The sequence below is a fragment of the Mangrovimonas futianensis genome (assembly GCF_021245805.1).
In the GTDB taxonomy this organism is placed as follows: Bacteria; Bacteroidota; Bacteroidia; order Flavobacteriales; family Flavobacteriaceae; genus Mangrovimonas; species Mangrovimonas futianensis.
On record NZ_JAJJNF010000001.1, the window covers coordinates 512,239 to 526,931 of the forward strand.

A 14,693-nucleotide genomic window follows, 5' to 3' on the forward strand; every position below is an offset into this window, starting at 1 on the left:
GTCTTTTCCTTTTTAAATGACTTATTAGTCTTCAGACATTTGGTCCTTACCTTTTTTCCTTGCCTTTTTTTGGTCTTTAGTCAGAACGTCATTAAAGATTTGCTTAAAATACTTTTTGTTTATAGCTTTCATTTTATCCTGATCTCCCCCTGCTTTTCGCTCTATTTTTAACTCTTGTAAACGAGCCAAGTGTAATTCATAAACCTGATCTTTTTGTTCTTTTGACAAAGCCAAAGATTTATCCCCTTCAACTATTTGTTCATTCAATTCATTGACTTTTTCCATGGCCTTTTCCTTCATGTTATCAGATTGCGAAAATCCAGTAATTGTGAGTCCCAGAATTAAAATAAAAGTTGTTATTATTTTTTTCATTTCTATTAAATTTAAATCAGTTGTTGATAATATTAGTTTGTTGTGTTATTAATTAAAAACCTTCAAGTTGTCTAACCTCCATTGTGTTTTCCAATAAGTATCATCAATCGTTTGGAAAACCCTAACTGAGACATAAAAATTAGACTCAGGTGAAATATTCATTTCCTTTCTTTTGTAATTACTGATAGCATATCCCTCAGACTCCATATCCATAGCAGTTTCTACATCTATTTCAATCCAATCACCTTCATTCCAGACTCCAGAACCCGTGTAAGATGTAGAATAGTAAAAGGTAACCACTGCATTATTAAATTGTGGCGCTTGATTATAAGTTAAATCAAGAGATACGGTCACGTCTCCAGAAACTTCCATTAGAGGAGAAATCACCACGTTATCAATAACACCATTTCCATTCTGAGCATTACTATAAAAAAGGACCAAGCCACCATCCGATGTTTGAGTGACATCATCCACATCGGCATACTTCCCAGCGTTAATATTGTATTTAAATTTTTTAGTATCAGGTAAGTCTTGAGTAGGTAGAGAAAATGCTTCAAAACCTACCTCTTCTAGTTGTGAAACGGTGGCATCTTCAAACGTTTGAAGAAAATTAAAGGATGCGAAGTCATTATCCTCTATCGTCATGGTCATTTCCTGAACATTTACCCCTGGTAATAAACCTCCCGTAACTGAAGTAATAGTTAAGACAATATCCTCGGCCTCTTCTAAATCTGAATCATCTAGTATTTCTAAATTCAAAGTGGCAGAACTAGAACCAGCTGGAATCATTAGCACATACGGATTTGTAGAACCTCCATCTACCGTAAAATCTGAACCTAGAGTAGCATCTCCCGAAAAACTGATTTCAACAGTAGCATCAGCTGTAGTAGTTCCTGATATATCAAACAACACTGCTACTGTACCATCCCCTTCGTTAACAGACATTGATGACGTAGTAAAATCCATCACCGGATTGGGGCTTGCGTCATCATTTATAATGGTCACTACAGTTTGTGAAGTGGCCCCAATAGTTAGTCCGCCATCTACTTCTGAAATAGCAAAGACAATATTCTTATCTGCTTCAAATTCATCATTATCAATTGAAAGTATATTGAAGTTTGCGGAAGTTGCACCTCCTGGCACGGTTAAAGTGAAGGTATTTGACGATTGTCCTTCAATCGTATAATCTGTACCATAAACCGCATCTCCTGTAGCTTCTATGGTAATTGCACCTCCATCTGTGGTTGCTTGGTCAAATGATAAATTAACAGTAGTCGGTAAGGTATCATTCTCATCCATTTCTTGAGAAACACTCTCAAAATTCACAAGAGCTATGTTTGGGTCATCATTTTCTATTATCCTGAAGGTTAAAACATTTTGTTCTCCTACCTGTAAACTACCAGAAGCTTCACTTATGGTTACGGTCAAATATTTATCCTCCCCAATGACATCATCGTCAATAGGTTTTATGGAAAATGTCGATAACAATCCACCTGCAGGCACCTCCATTGTGAAATTGGAAGCGTTGGCACTCGTTTCATAATCTACGCCATATTGAGCGCCTGTTATATCAATGGTATAAGAACCACCTCCATGGTACACATTGTCCATACCAACATTTATAGATAAGGCGGCCGTAGCATTTTCAATTTCAACCAATTCTTCTAATGAAAAATTAACGTTTGCTGTTCCCCCATAGTTGGACTCATCATCCTCACAGGCAAACAGAATACTCGTAATTATCAATAGTGTTGTTAAAAGCTTGCTTTTCATAGTTTGTGTTAATTTTGCATGATAAAATTCCTAAAATTTATAAAAATCAAGGTTTAATAATTGTCAGATAGGGTTCGAAAATTGTGATAACTGTAATTTTTACAGTGTAAATTTGAATAAAGAGCAATAAATTAGGGTTCCTATTAAAAAACTAATACCCCTCGATATTCATTCTATATTGCGTATGCAAAACGGAATGAAGTTGCTTTACGATATCCTGATAGGCAAGTTTACCCACCACATTTTCATTTTCATCGGGATCCAAATTAAGGTCGTAAAGCATACTATCTATTAAAGACCCATCTTGGAGATTAATGTATTCGGTATAGCTATAATTTGGAGTTTGCAATGTAAAGCCATTGCCTTTTTTAATCAAAATATAATCCTTCCCTGGTAAGTTTGGATTCTCTAGAATAGGGACCAGACTCTTACCATCTAACTTATCTTTTGGCATTTGAAGTTCACACAATTCTGCCAAGGTCGGATAAATATCTACAAGCTCTACAAGTGCATTGGATGATGTTCCATTATTTTTTGAAAATGGATTGTAAATAATCAGTGGAACTTTGGTAGATGTGCGGTAGTTGGTAAATTTGGCCCATTGGGTATGCTCTTGCAAATTATAACCGTGATCTGAAACCAAAACAACCAAGGTGTTGTCATCAAGATTTTGTTCTCGTAATTCCTTTAAAATTTTCCCAATCAAGGTATCAACATAACTTACCGTTGCATAATAACCATGTATAAGATCAACTGCCAACGAATCGCTCACTTGACCTTCTTTTGGAATCCCAGAATAAGCTCTCATTTCAGGCCATTTGCTTATGGATATGCTCGGTGCATTCTTGGGTACAAAATTATTGTAAGGTTGCTTAACACTATCCCTTGGATATAAATCCCAATATTTTTTAGGAGCATTAAATGGTAAATGCGGACTAATAAAGCCTGCTGTCAAAAAAAATGGAGTCTTCGAATTCTTTAATTTCTTCAGATCTCGTATAACCTTTTCCGTCATCAAACCATCTATATAAATGGAATCATGGACTGCTGCACTTTCAAAAGCTGGTCCTGTATTTGTCAATCGGTATTCCTCAATGTTTTCTGGCAATTGATAATCTTTCCAAAGCGATTGCCAATAATCAGTTGGAGATAATCCCAAGTCGTTCTCATCAAAAGCATATGGCCGCCATATTTCATCCCAGTCCTCTTCCCTATCATCGAGATGATGATAAATTTTTCCATTGGAAATAGTAGTATAACCATTCATCCGAAACAATTGAGGCAAAGTAACGGCATCAGGTGTTTCTTCTTCCACAAATGTATTATAATTCAGAAACCGATTCTTGGTTGGCAATAATCCTGTTAACATACTGGCTCTTGAGGCACCACAGACTGGCACATTACAATAAGCGTTATTGAACTTTATACCATTGGCAGCTAAATTATCCATGTTAGGTGCAATTACAATGGGTTGTCCATAGGCAGCCCATTCTGGACGCAAGTCGTCCATATACAACAAAAGCACATTAGGTTTCAAATTTGCTGGTTGAAATAAGTCCCCTTTAAAACTCATGAAAATCAAAACCAACGACAACGATGCCAGTCCAATTATCTTTCTACGCATGTTAATAGTTTTCTACTATGATTAAAATGATGAATGTCTTCAAACCTTCCTTTTCTAAAATCAATATTAAACAAGAAAAACTCTTATCTATAATTTATACCTTTTGATATCACTTTCTTTGTATCCGATTCTTTGTGACATTGTATAAATGTAAAATCCTTGTTTTACATCAATTGGTTTAGAATACAACTTCCAGCCACTATCAAAATCTAATTTCTCATCAGGATTTTCTGAAATATAGTAGGCTACGGATGCTCCTTGTGTATCACAGTCTAAGGAAACTTCTCCATTTTCATAATTCAATTTAACGGGCTTGGTTATAGGCTGTTCAAATTGGGGCCACATGGCGGCAATCAATTCACTCTCTGGCATGGTGCCTAAATCTGGTCTATCCTTTTGAAATTCCTCCAAAGCATGTCTCATTTTGATTAGATCTTCTGTGTAGGTAGAATCCAATGCCAAATTATTGAGGTTATGAGGGTCCTTTTCCACATCATATAATTCCTCAATTTTTTTGGTTTCAAACCACATTTGTTCGATGGAATCTAACTTACCTTGTTCTTGAAGCCCTAGAAAAACTGGCATCATTGGGATTTGTTTTCTGTACCCAACATCTTTGTATTTCGTTAGCTCTGGAAAATCATTTCTTAAGTAAAGAAACCGTTTATTCCTTATCGCCCTAATACGGTCTGAAAATTCATCAAATCGGTCAGAACTGCCGAATACAAAATCTCTTTCTTTTGACTTGTAATCACCCATAAAAGCATGTCCCTCCATATAAGGCTTTGGTTTTTCGCCAATAAGGCTTAACATGGTAGGCGCCAAATCCACAAACGAAATCAGTTGGTCAGTTCTACCTACCGCACCATTAAGATTCTTTACCATAAAAGGAACCTTTAATCCTGAATCGTAAATTTCACGTTTTTGACGTGGTAGCGGCCCGCCATGATCACTGTAGAAAAAAATAATGGTATTGTCATAAAGGTTGGCATCTTTCAATTCCTTAATAATCTTACCAACCTTAGCGTCCATAATCTCTATATTGCTGTAATTTCTTGCCACTGTTTCCCTTGTAGCCTTGTTATCTGGCAAATAAGGTGGAACAGGAACACTATCTGCATTTACCGTTAAGGGCATATCTTCATGTTTCCATAATTGACTTTCATGGGTTTCATTTATATTAAAAACAGCAAAGAATGGTTGATTTTTGGATCTGTTTTTAAAATGGGCTTTGGGTCCATTTTCATCCCAAGCCGTAACTGGTGCCGCAAATTGATAATCCGTTTTTGGATTGTTTGTACAGAAATACCCCAATTCTCTCAAATATTCTGTAAAACATTTAACATCTGGCGGAATCACGGCAGCATATTGTCTTATAGGATGACCTTCAAGATCATTCGTTTGATATGCTTCAGCAGATTTATATTCACGCTTTCCCCAACCTTGAACATCCATTCCAGTTCTCATATGCATGGTCCCAATACTGGTTGGGTACATACCCGTAATAATACTCGATCTGCTTGGAGCACACACCCCTACTGGAGCAAAGGCGTTGTCAAAAATCAAACTTTCTTTTGCCAATCGGTCTAAGTTTGGTGTTTGTGCCGTTGAATCTCCATAAAATGACAAGGTAGGACTGATATCCTCACAGGTTATCCAAACAATATTTGGTCTTTGTTTGCCTTCTTGTACCGAATTTTGACCCTTTTTTGTATCAAGATTTTCACAAGTAAACAAAAGAAGGACCATCAAAAAAATACTTCCTAGTCTCACTATATATTGATTTTGAATGTTGAATTTTTACGTGGCAATAAATCAAAAGTTCCTTTGATTACTTTTCCATCTTGTACAAAAGAATATTCATAGGTTCCAAAAAACCCTCTCCCAGATACTTCCCCATTTTCATTGGTTTCACCATAAACATTGGTTTTCCATTCCTCATGAACCAAGGAGAAAAAAGCCTTCCCCATAACTCCTATTTGCCCATCTTCTGTATAGATATCTACTTTATCCCTGTCATCATCTGTACAACCCCAAAATAGAAACTCACTCACATAAGGGTGGCTAAAAGCTGCAATCATAAAATCTCTTGTGTACTGCTCTCTGATTTCGGGATCCTGAACATCCATGGTGAATTCAGACACTCCGATTTGTTTCCCAAGAGATGCGTAATAATTCAATAGTTCCAAAACCCTTTCTGGAGGCGTTAAATCACTTCCTATATGACATTGAATTCCGATACCTTGAACCAATCCGCCAGTGTTGGCATCAATCCGTTTGATAAAATCGTAATACCATTGTTGCTTTTTGGTATCAATTCCCCCTTTGCTTATGATCCCATATTCGTTGGTGTACCTTAAAGCTAGAGGTTGATGCTTTTTAGCTGCTTTAAAACCATCATACAGAATTTGTTCAGAACCTGTGATTTTCTGTAAGTCTTTATTGGTATAAGCCTCATTCACGACATCCCACTTAAAAATGCGGCCTTTGGTAACTTCAAGCAGATTATTGACGTGGGTTTCCACAATCTCAGAAACCTTTTCAGGATTGTCTCTGTTTTGTCTAACCTCGGGAGTCAAATATTGAAACCCGGGCCAAATTAAAACATGTCCCTTGACATCAATATCATCTTTCTCCAAAACATCCAAAGCTTCTAAGGTTACTTTTCTTTTATTCTCTCGATTCCAAGCTTTGATTTTTAAATCGTTTGCCAAAACCGTGTAATGAAACGCCTTTTTGAAGTTTTCATATTTAAGGTTTCCTTCAACTATGTCTTGTGCATCCATGGCTGCACCAAATGGAAATGCATGTTTAACCAATTTAATACTGATATTTTGGTGGGCAGCCGGTTGACCATCCTTAAGTAATTGAACCGTGAACTTGCCTTTTCTCAGCATCTCAATGCGCTCATTGGCTTTTTGGCGCCATTCGGCATCGGCTTCCATCCCGGCATAAGAAATTTTAGTTTTGGGTAAAGAGGTTACCTCTGTTCCTTCTGGATAAACTTGAAATTTAATATCCTTAATTAAAAATTCTTGAGGTTTGAACCCATATTGAAGAACCAATCTAAAATCATCTTTTGATATATCCCTTGTCGCCTGAAATGGAATAAAATATTCCTGCCAATCTGAAGAGATACTCAGAGTGCTCGTGAGATTATCTTGATAAGATTCTGATTGTCTAAAGAGCCAAAGCATTTTTGCCTCCCCCGTTTCAAGCGAAGAAAAAACTGTTTTGGCCTGAAATGAAAGCAAGAATACCTGGCCCTTACTGAAATCGGTATGCTTCGTTGGTATTTTATTGGCTAGTTGATAGATAAATTGAGGTTGATCACTGGTTGTAACCGTAAAAATTTGCTCATCATCCACTTGGTTCATCGTTATCTTCCCGCTATCCTTGTCACTGGTTAAAAACCTCATTTTTGATGCATCAATGATATTGTGACCATTTATTATAGTCTGAGCTTTTACAAATCCGGTCATCAAAAAAAACAGGATAAGAAATTGCTTTCCTCTTTTAAAATTTTTCATGTTCAATAAATTTTTTCTCCTAATTGGCGTTTAAATCTCTCAATCCTTTTTTGGACTTAATTTATAATTTGGATTTGGTCTTGGATCTTGATAGCTCGTTTCGTTTTTCCATTGTTCTAATTGTATCTTTAGTTTTTTGGACAATTCAGGAAAATCTTGATAGACATCCTTAGTTTCATATGGGTCCGTTGTTAAATGATACATATAATAAGAATGATTCTCAACCACTTCTGTTAACTTATACCCATCCATTTGAATTACATTCACCCATTGGCTCCTGAATTCACGAGTTTTAGGATTATACCCAGCATAATTGGTATATTCCCAAATTAAGGCCTTCCTTTTTGTCTTGTTTAGAGATCCTAATAGGATAGGGGATAAATCTTCACCATCCAATTGATAGTTTTCTGGTTTTTGAGAGTTAGTTAAACCTAGGATAGTTGGGTAAAGGTCTATATGGATTATTGGCTCTTTGCTTAAAGTATTAAAAGCAATGTGGTTTGGCCATTTGAAAATATACGGAACGCGTATACCTCCTTCAAAAGTTTCTCCTTTCACGCCTTTATATGGCTGATTAAAGATATTGCTTTCGGTTTTGTAATGACCATTGTCACTAGTAAATATAACAATTGTATCATCTTCCAATCCTAATTCATTTAGTTTAGATAATAACTGACCTACACTATCATCTAAGCTCTTTATCATGGCTAAAACTTTAATTTCGTCAGGGCCTACCGAATCATTTCCTTGGAGTTTATTTTTAAAATGGTCAAGGTACTTTTTTTTAGGTTCTAGAGGTTTGTGAACCAAATAGTAGGGAACATATGCAAAGAAAGGATTTTTAGAAGCTTTGGCTTTTTTTATAAAATCAATAGTTTTTTCAGTTATATAATCGGCTGAATATAAAGACGCGTCTATGTTGTTTTGTTTAGGATAGGTTTTAAAGTTATAATGTCCAGTGATTTCAAAACCTTCATCAAAACCTTGATTTTGAATTTGAAGTTCGTTATGACCCAAATGCCATTTCCCATAAGCGGATGTCATGTAGCCATTAGCTTTTAAAGCTTCAGCTATTGTGATCTTATTTAAGGTTAGACCCACCCCAGAACCTTCTAAGTGGTAGTTGTCTGGAGGGAGATATTTCATTCCATTTAGTGTTTTTTCATCTTTTTTAAACCGGTCTGCAACCCGATACACTTGATGTCTCGGAACGTACTGGCCAGACATAATTGAAGCTCTGGAGGGCGCGCAAGTTGGATCGTTAGAATAACCATTAGTAAAATGCATCCCTTCGGAAAACAACTTATCAATATTTGGAGATTCCACAAGATGGTTACCATAACAGTTTAAGGCGTTAATACCTAGGTCATCTGCTAAAATAAATAAGATGTTAGGCTTATTTACAGTCTTGTTCTGAGCTTGCCCAATGTAAAGTATTAGGCAAAAAAGGAGAATTAAAAATTTATTCATAAACATTGAATGCGGTTATTTGAGTTGTATAAACACTTTCTAGAACATTAAATCGAATCGCTGTGATAGGAGCTCCATTCATCTTGACACGTAACCCCTCGCCAATAGTTTGTCCCGTAACTACTTTTTTCCAATAACCATAAATGTCTTTAGTCTCAATGCTGAATTTTCTTAGTGAATGCGAACGCATGTTTTCACTTAACAATATGGTCTTTATATTTTTAGGGGTTTTAAAATCTAATTGTAACCAAGGAGTTTTATCATTTTTTTCAGGTTCCCACCATGATTTCAGGTGAATCCCTTCACTAAACACATTGCCTTTGGTTTCATAAATAACTTCAGGGGTATTTTTTTCTTTAATATAGGAAGATGAAGATACCTCAAACTCCAATTTGCTAACTGGTTTTGCTTTCCAGGTTTCAATTCTCTCAAAGTGTTTAGGATTTTCTTTTAACTCAAGCGCTACAATATTATTTAGATGATTGTTATACTTGTTTTTATCAAATTTAACGATAAGCCTATCGTCTTTAATTTCATAGCCTTCAAAACCATCAGTGATTCCTACAGCAGCAACTATTTCAGTAGGCAACTTGGGCAACTCAAAAATAGCCTGATTGTCATCAGATACTTTTTCTATAAAATGAAGGTATAATATATTGTCTTTTTGTGTTGAGGCTCCCCAGTCGCCTCCCATTAAAAATCCTCTTCGTGTGTTGTAAAGGGTATGACCATATTTTTTTAAAAAGGCTCCTACTCTATAACCTTCCTCTGCTTCTTCTTTAACAAATTCACCTTTTCCATTCGGGCCAAAATTAAGAAGTAAATTACCGCCATTACCTATAACTTGAATTAGCATTCCAATGATGGTTTCAGCAGGTTTTATCGGACCGTTTTTATGATATAGCCATTTATCTGTCATGGTTAAGTTCGCCTCCCAATATCTGGGATGATTGACAGGACCTAGGCTTTGTTCCGGATTATCATAATCCCCTCTTAAGTTATCATCAGGCCACCCAAAACCAACACGAGAATTAGACAACAGTCCCGGTTGTTTTTTTTTCATTTGTTTTAGAACATGATAGGAGTCCCATTGCCAGTACTTAGTTGCCAAATGATCCCAAAACACACCGTCAATTCGACCATAATCAGTGAATAACGTATTGATATGTTCTTTCATATAAGGAAGGTAATTTTCATAGTGATTCTCTCTTAAACAATCGGGGTGATGCCAATCAGGTTGTGAGTAATACCAAAACAATTTAATACCTGTCTTATGAGCTGCATCAGCTAATTGTTTACAGATATCCCTATCATATGGTGTATTCATAATATCGAAGTCGGTATTCTTAGCGTCAAAAAAACAGAACCCGTCATGATGTTTGGCTGTAAATACCAAATAGCTGGCACCAAATTCCTTTACTTGCTGCATCCATTTATCGGCATCAAAATTTACTGGGTTGAATTGTTTGTATAAGGTATCATACACCTCAGGTTTTACACCTTTTAAAGCCGGTTTTCCTGCACCTGGCCTTTCTCCAAATCGCCCCCAACTCAAAACGTCAGTTGCTAAAAGAGCTGGACCCCAATGCACGAAGATTCCTAATTTGGCATCTTTAAACCACTTCATATCCTCTTCGGTGGCAAGTAACTCTTTTTGTTGATCCAAGTTCACTTTCATGGATGTATCTTTTGGTTCAAATTGCCATTTTGCCTTGTAGGACATTTTCTTTTGAGCAAATGAGAATCCTCCACAAAGAATGATTAAGACTAGTGTTAGATTTTTCATCATAAATTTTTTAGGTTTTATTTTCTTAATCCAATTAAATGGTTGGCTCACCATCAAGATATCCCAACGATTTTAAAAAAAGATCTGTTTTCCTCAAGGTATCTATAAAATAATTTCCTTTGTTGAAGAATGAATGTGTTGCACCTTCGTATAAAAATAAATCACACCTACTACCGATGGCTTTCATCTTCTTTTCATATAGTTTAGATGATTCCAATGGTGTAGTCTTGTCTTTAGTTCCAAAAAAGATAATGGTTGGAGGAGCTCCTTTGGTAATATTGTGCAAGGGAGATATTTCTAAATACCTGCCATTCATTCTGTTATACCCAAATCCCTTTTTACTGTTATCGTATACAGGATTAAACAGAACTAAAGCATTAGGTTTTGAACTAATACTTAAATCCTCTTTAGGTCCTTCCAAGCCTTCTATGTTACCACATGCTGCTGCCAAATGACCGCCTGCCGATCCACCACCAGCGGCTATCTTATTAGGGTTTATACATAACTCTTTGGCATGTTTTCTAATATATCTAATGGCTGATTTGGCGTCTTCAACAGCATCAAACGGTGTTGTACCATGTACTGTTTTAATTCTATAATCTACCGAAATGGCAACCATTCCTCTTGATGCTAAATAACTAGACTGTCTTTTAAAGGCTTTATAGTTTCCCGTATTCCAACCTCCCCCATGAAAAAATACAATGCTGTTGTATGCTTTATTTTTATTGAAATTTTGAGGTTTATAAATATGTAAATAGAGTTTAACTGTATCTACCAATTTGTATTGAATGGTTTCGGGTTGTATCTCAGGAATGGAAGACTGCCCCTGAATTGTGTAACCCAAAATATTTAGCCAAATTAGTAAAAATGCTCTCATAACATATGGTTATTAAAACTTGGCTTTCCAATTATTTAATGCAGTTAATAAACTATTTGCGAGTTCAGGCATTTCTTCAGAAAGATTGTGAGACTCTGATGGATCTTCAACTATGTTGTACAATTCTGTTCTTCCTTCTTCATACCAATTAATTAATTTGTAATTTCCCATTCTAATGGCAGAAGATTTTGTGTCTCCAGTATTTACAGGTCTTGCTTTTGAAGAGTGCCAAAAGACCGTTCTATTACTCCACTTTTCTTTATTATGAAGAATGGGCAGAAAACTCTTTCCTTCAGTCTCTAGTGATTTTTTAGTTGTAATATCCAACAAGGTTGGAAAAACATCCATGAGCACCACAAGAGATTCTTCATCTGTCCTAGCAGCAAATTGGCCCTTCCACTTTACAAAAAGAGGCACTTTAATTCCGCCTTCATATAACCAACCTTTTCCAGCCCGGAGCGGAAAATTTGTAGTAGCCAAATCTCTTTCTTTGATTCCGTCATTGGAAAGTCCTCCATGATCTGAGGAAAAAACAACGATGGTGTTGTCTTCAATTTGCAAATCTATAAGCAGTTGCAATAACTTACCCACATTTTCATCCATGGTTTCTACCATGGCCGCATACTTAGGATGATCTTGACGCATTTTGGTGCGCCCTGTTCCTTCTTTGATATATTCAGGTTGATTTCCAAAATCAAAATTTCGGATTTCTTCCTGATTCCTTTCAATATCTTTTTCCTTTGCTTCTAGGGGTTGATGGACTGCATAAAAAGAGAACATGGCCATAAAAGGTTTGTTTTTGTCTCTAGTTTTAATGTATGACATGACATTTTCTGTCATAACATCCATCAAATAGTCTCCATCTTTACTTACTTCATCTACATCTGGAATTGGCGTTTTCTTTGATTTACCATTGCCCCACTTTTGTTGGTTGAACGGATATAAAAAACTGATGGGAGAACCTGCATGACCAGCGGCAAAACTAAATTCATAACCAAATTCTTTTAAGCTCATCTCATCTCCCAAATGCCATTTTCCAAAATAAGCTGTTTGGTATCCTGCTTTTTTAATGTTCTTTACAAAATTTTTATTTTCTGGAACATGGTCCATTTTAAATCCATCATCTGGAACATCCCCATTTTGAATAGGGTAATCTCCAGTCATCATGGCATATCTAGATGGGACACAACGCGGGTAATTGGCATAAGCGTTATTCAATACAACTGACTCTGAAGCCAATTTATCTATATTGGGAGTTTGGTATATTTGGCTTCCATTGCAGCTTAAATCATGAAACCCCAAATCATCCACATGGATAATGAGTATGTTCGGTTTTTTGTCCAGAACTTGTGTTTCCTCCTCTGCGACAGTTGTAGTAGAATTGCATGAATTCAACACCAAACCTATAATCCCTATAAAAATTAAAAACCTATAACCGTTCATACCTCCTATTTCCTATTTCTTTATAATTTTTAAAAATTGTACTCCATTTTCAGTTTCAACTTTTAAAACATACATGCCCTTTAATAGTTGGGATACATTTACCGTGTCTTCAAAAAAATGATCATTGGAATAAATTTTTGCCCCGGTCATGTCGTAAATATGCAAGGACTTAATTGGGTTTGGGCATTTCAAATTCAACTGGTCGTTTACTGGATTTGGATAAACAGACAACTCGGATATCAAGGACTCTTTTACTCCTAAAGTATTTTGAACTTCAATTAAAGAAATAGAAAACTGACCTGCCATAAATGAAGCTCCTACCGTAGAAGTACTAGTCAAAATATTTGAATCCCCATCTGCCACACCCGAAATGTAAGGTTGTAAGGATTGATATTGGGTTAAATTACGCACCCCAGAGTAGGTTAGGAGATTGTCTAAATCAACTTCATCAAAATCGATATTATTGATATTGATAATTAGAAGGGTTTCTTTTTCAGCATTTTTAAATTTTAAGCCAAACAATGATTCAATACCATTTACGGATATAGGATTGGTTTCAAAATTAATTTTTTGCATCTCGTCCATGTCCACCGTGGCATCAGCAATTAGTTTTTGGGCCATTCCTACTGGAGCCAACTTCATGGGTGAGGCAGCGTTAACCACATTATTATCTGAAATATAATGCCAATATAGCTGCTCTACTTTTTCACCCAAATTCAACCAACTGTAAATCAATGCTGCATAACGAACTGCCGAAGCCCATGTTTCTTCAGCTATTTCTTTAACCTCTCCGTATTCTGTATACCAAATCTTATAATTATCTGGCACTAGATTATAATCTGATTGTTTATCAATGGGGTATTGTATACCTTCTGCAATGGCTACTTTGGCACTTGCTACATTGGTCACCTCATCTTGAACCCCATAATTAGCATTTAAATAATGATGTTGGGTTACTGCATCAATTTCTGCAGCCAAGGTCATAAATTCAATATTATTTTCAAGGTTATTGAAAATTGTATTATTCCATCTATCCCTCGCAGGGGTTCCACCTTTGGTAGTTGTCAAGGCTATTTTCATCTCTGGATATTCTGTCTTGATGGCAGTTACAATAGCCTTACAATGTTCCAAATAAAATAAAGCTGAAATTTCCGTTGCATCTGCTTTGGTTGCGGATTCAAAGGGCGTATTTGTTTCAAAATCCCACCCAGAATAAAACTGTCCATTTTCCTGAACTATTTGATAAATGCCACTTTCAATATTTCCAAAGTAATATTCGTTTCCCAACTCAACAGCAAAAGGCAATTTCCCATTGGCTTCAAATTCACTTAAAGCATTAAGCATATCTTCAATTTTCAAAGCTAAAGTCGTGTCACTTTTTAGTATCTGCTCACTGGCATTTACATCGACACCCGTTACAGGTGTGGGTCTTGCCATATTAAGTACATAGATGGCTTTAGTCCTTGTTGGAAGTGCATTTAAAAACGTTGAAATGGTGACAATTTCTTTGTTCCCCCATACCTTATCGGTATTGGGAATAAATTGACCTGTACTCCAATCCCAATAATTGGCTTGTGTACCAGCGGGATATCTAACTACATCGGGATTCATGTCCTCAACAAGGTCCAAAAAGGAATTATCTGTCCACCAGGTTCCATTATCAGATCTTCTATTGAATCCTATATGAAGCTCACTTACGTCTCTAACTTCTGTTTCCAGACTTGTTACCACCTGAGCCTCTATTCCATTGGAAAAACCGACTGCAACTATAAGACAAAGTGAAAAAAATGGTTTTATCATAGCTGGAATTAGACATTA

Annotated in this window: 10 protein-coding genes; all 10 read right to left on the minus strand. The window is 36.1% G+C overall.

Annotation, left to right across the window (positions count from 1 at the left end; translation table 11 throughout):
• Positions 1–24 precede the first annotated feature (24 nt).
• Complete coding sequence (locus tag LOK78_RS02260) at positions 25–372, minus strand: hypothetical protein (RefSeq protein ID WP_166957942.1); 348 nt, start codon at positions 370–372, stop codon at positions 25–27.
• Positions 373–420: 48 nt separating this feature from the next.
• The gene (locus tag LOK78_RS02265; protein ID WP_232633369.1) at positions 421–2,145 is read right to left on the minus strand and encodes a Calx-beta domain-containing protein; all 1,725 of its coding nucleotides are present in this window, start codon (positions 2,143–2,145) and stop codon (positions 421–423) included.
• A 151-nt stretch (positions 2,146–2,296) separates the two neighbouring features.
• Positions 2,297–3,769 carry a sulfatase gene (locus LOK78_RS02270; RefSeq protein WP_232633370.1) on the minus strand — a complete coding sequence of 491 codons (1,473 nt, stop codon included), beginning with the start codon at positions 3,767–3,769 and terminating at the stop codon, positions 2,297–2,299.
• An 87-nt stretch (positions 3,770–3,856) separates the two neighbouring features.
• A complete protein-coding gene (locus tag LOK78_RS02275; RefSeq protein ID WP_232633371.1) occupies positions 3,857–5,542 on the minus strand; it encodes a sulfatase family protein in 1,686 nt (561 codons plus the stop codon).
• Positions 5,542–7,299 carry an endo-1,4-beta-xylanase gene (locus LOK78_RS02280; RefSeq protein WP_232633372.1) on the minus strand — a complete coding sequence of 586 codons (1,758 nt, stop codon included), beginning with the start codon at positions 7,297–7,299 and terminating at the stop codon, positions 5,542–5,544. The genes LOK78_RS02275 and LOK78_RS02280 overlap by 1 nt, the downstream gene beginning before the upstream one ends.
• A 39-nt stretch (positions 7,300–7,338) precedes the next feature.
• Positions 7,339–8,769 (minus strand): sulfatase-like hydrolase/transferase, encoded by a 1,431-nt coding sequence (locus LOK78_RS02285; protein WP_232633373.1) that lies wholly within the window; start codon positions 8,767–8,769, stop codon positions 7,339–7,341.
• On the minus strand, positions 8,762–10,558 hold the full coding sequence (locus tag LOK78_RS02290) for an alpha-L-fucosidase (protein ID WP_232633374.1): 1,797 nt from the start codon (positions 10,556–10,558) through the stop codon (positions 8,762–8,764). Before LOK78_RS02290 ends, LOK78_RS02285 begins: the two co-directional genes overlap by 8 nt.
• 31 nt (positions 10,559–10,589) lie before the next feature.
• Positions 10,590–11,432 carry an alpha/beta hydrolase gene (locus LOK78_RS02295; RefSeq protein ID WP_232633375.1) on the minus strand — a complete coding sequence of 281 codons (843 nt, stop codon included), beginning with the start codon at positions 11,430–11,432 and terminating at the stop codon, positions 10,590–10,592.
• Positions 11,433–11,444: 12 nt separating this feature from the next.
• Positions 11,445–12,875, minus strand: a complete 1,431-nt coding sequence (locus LOK78_RS02300) for a sulfatase (protein WP_232633376.1) — start codon at positions 12,873–12,875, stop codon at positions 11,445–11,447.
• 12 nt (positions 12,876–12,887) lie between these two features.
• Complete coding sequence (locus tag LOK78_RS02305; RefSeq protein WP_232633377.1) at positions 12,888–14,675, minus strand: T9SS type A sorting domain-containing protein; 1,788 nt, start codon at positions 14,673–14,675, stop codon at positions 12,888–12,890.
• Positions 14,676–14,693 lie beyond the last annotated feature (18 nt).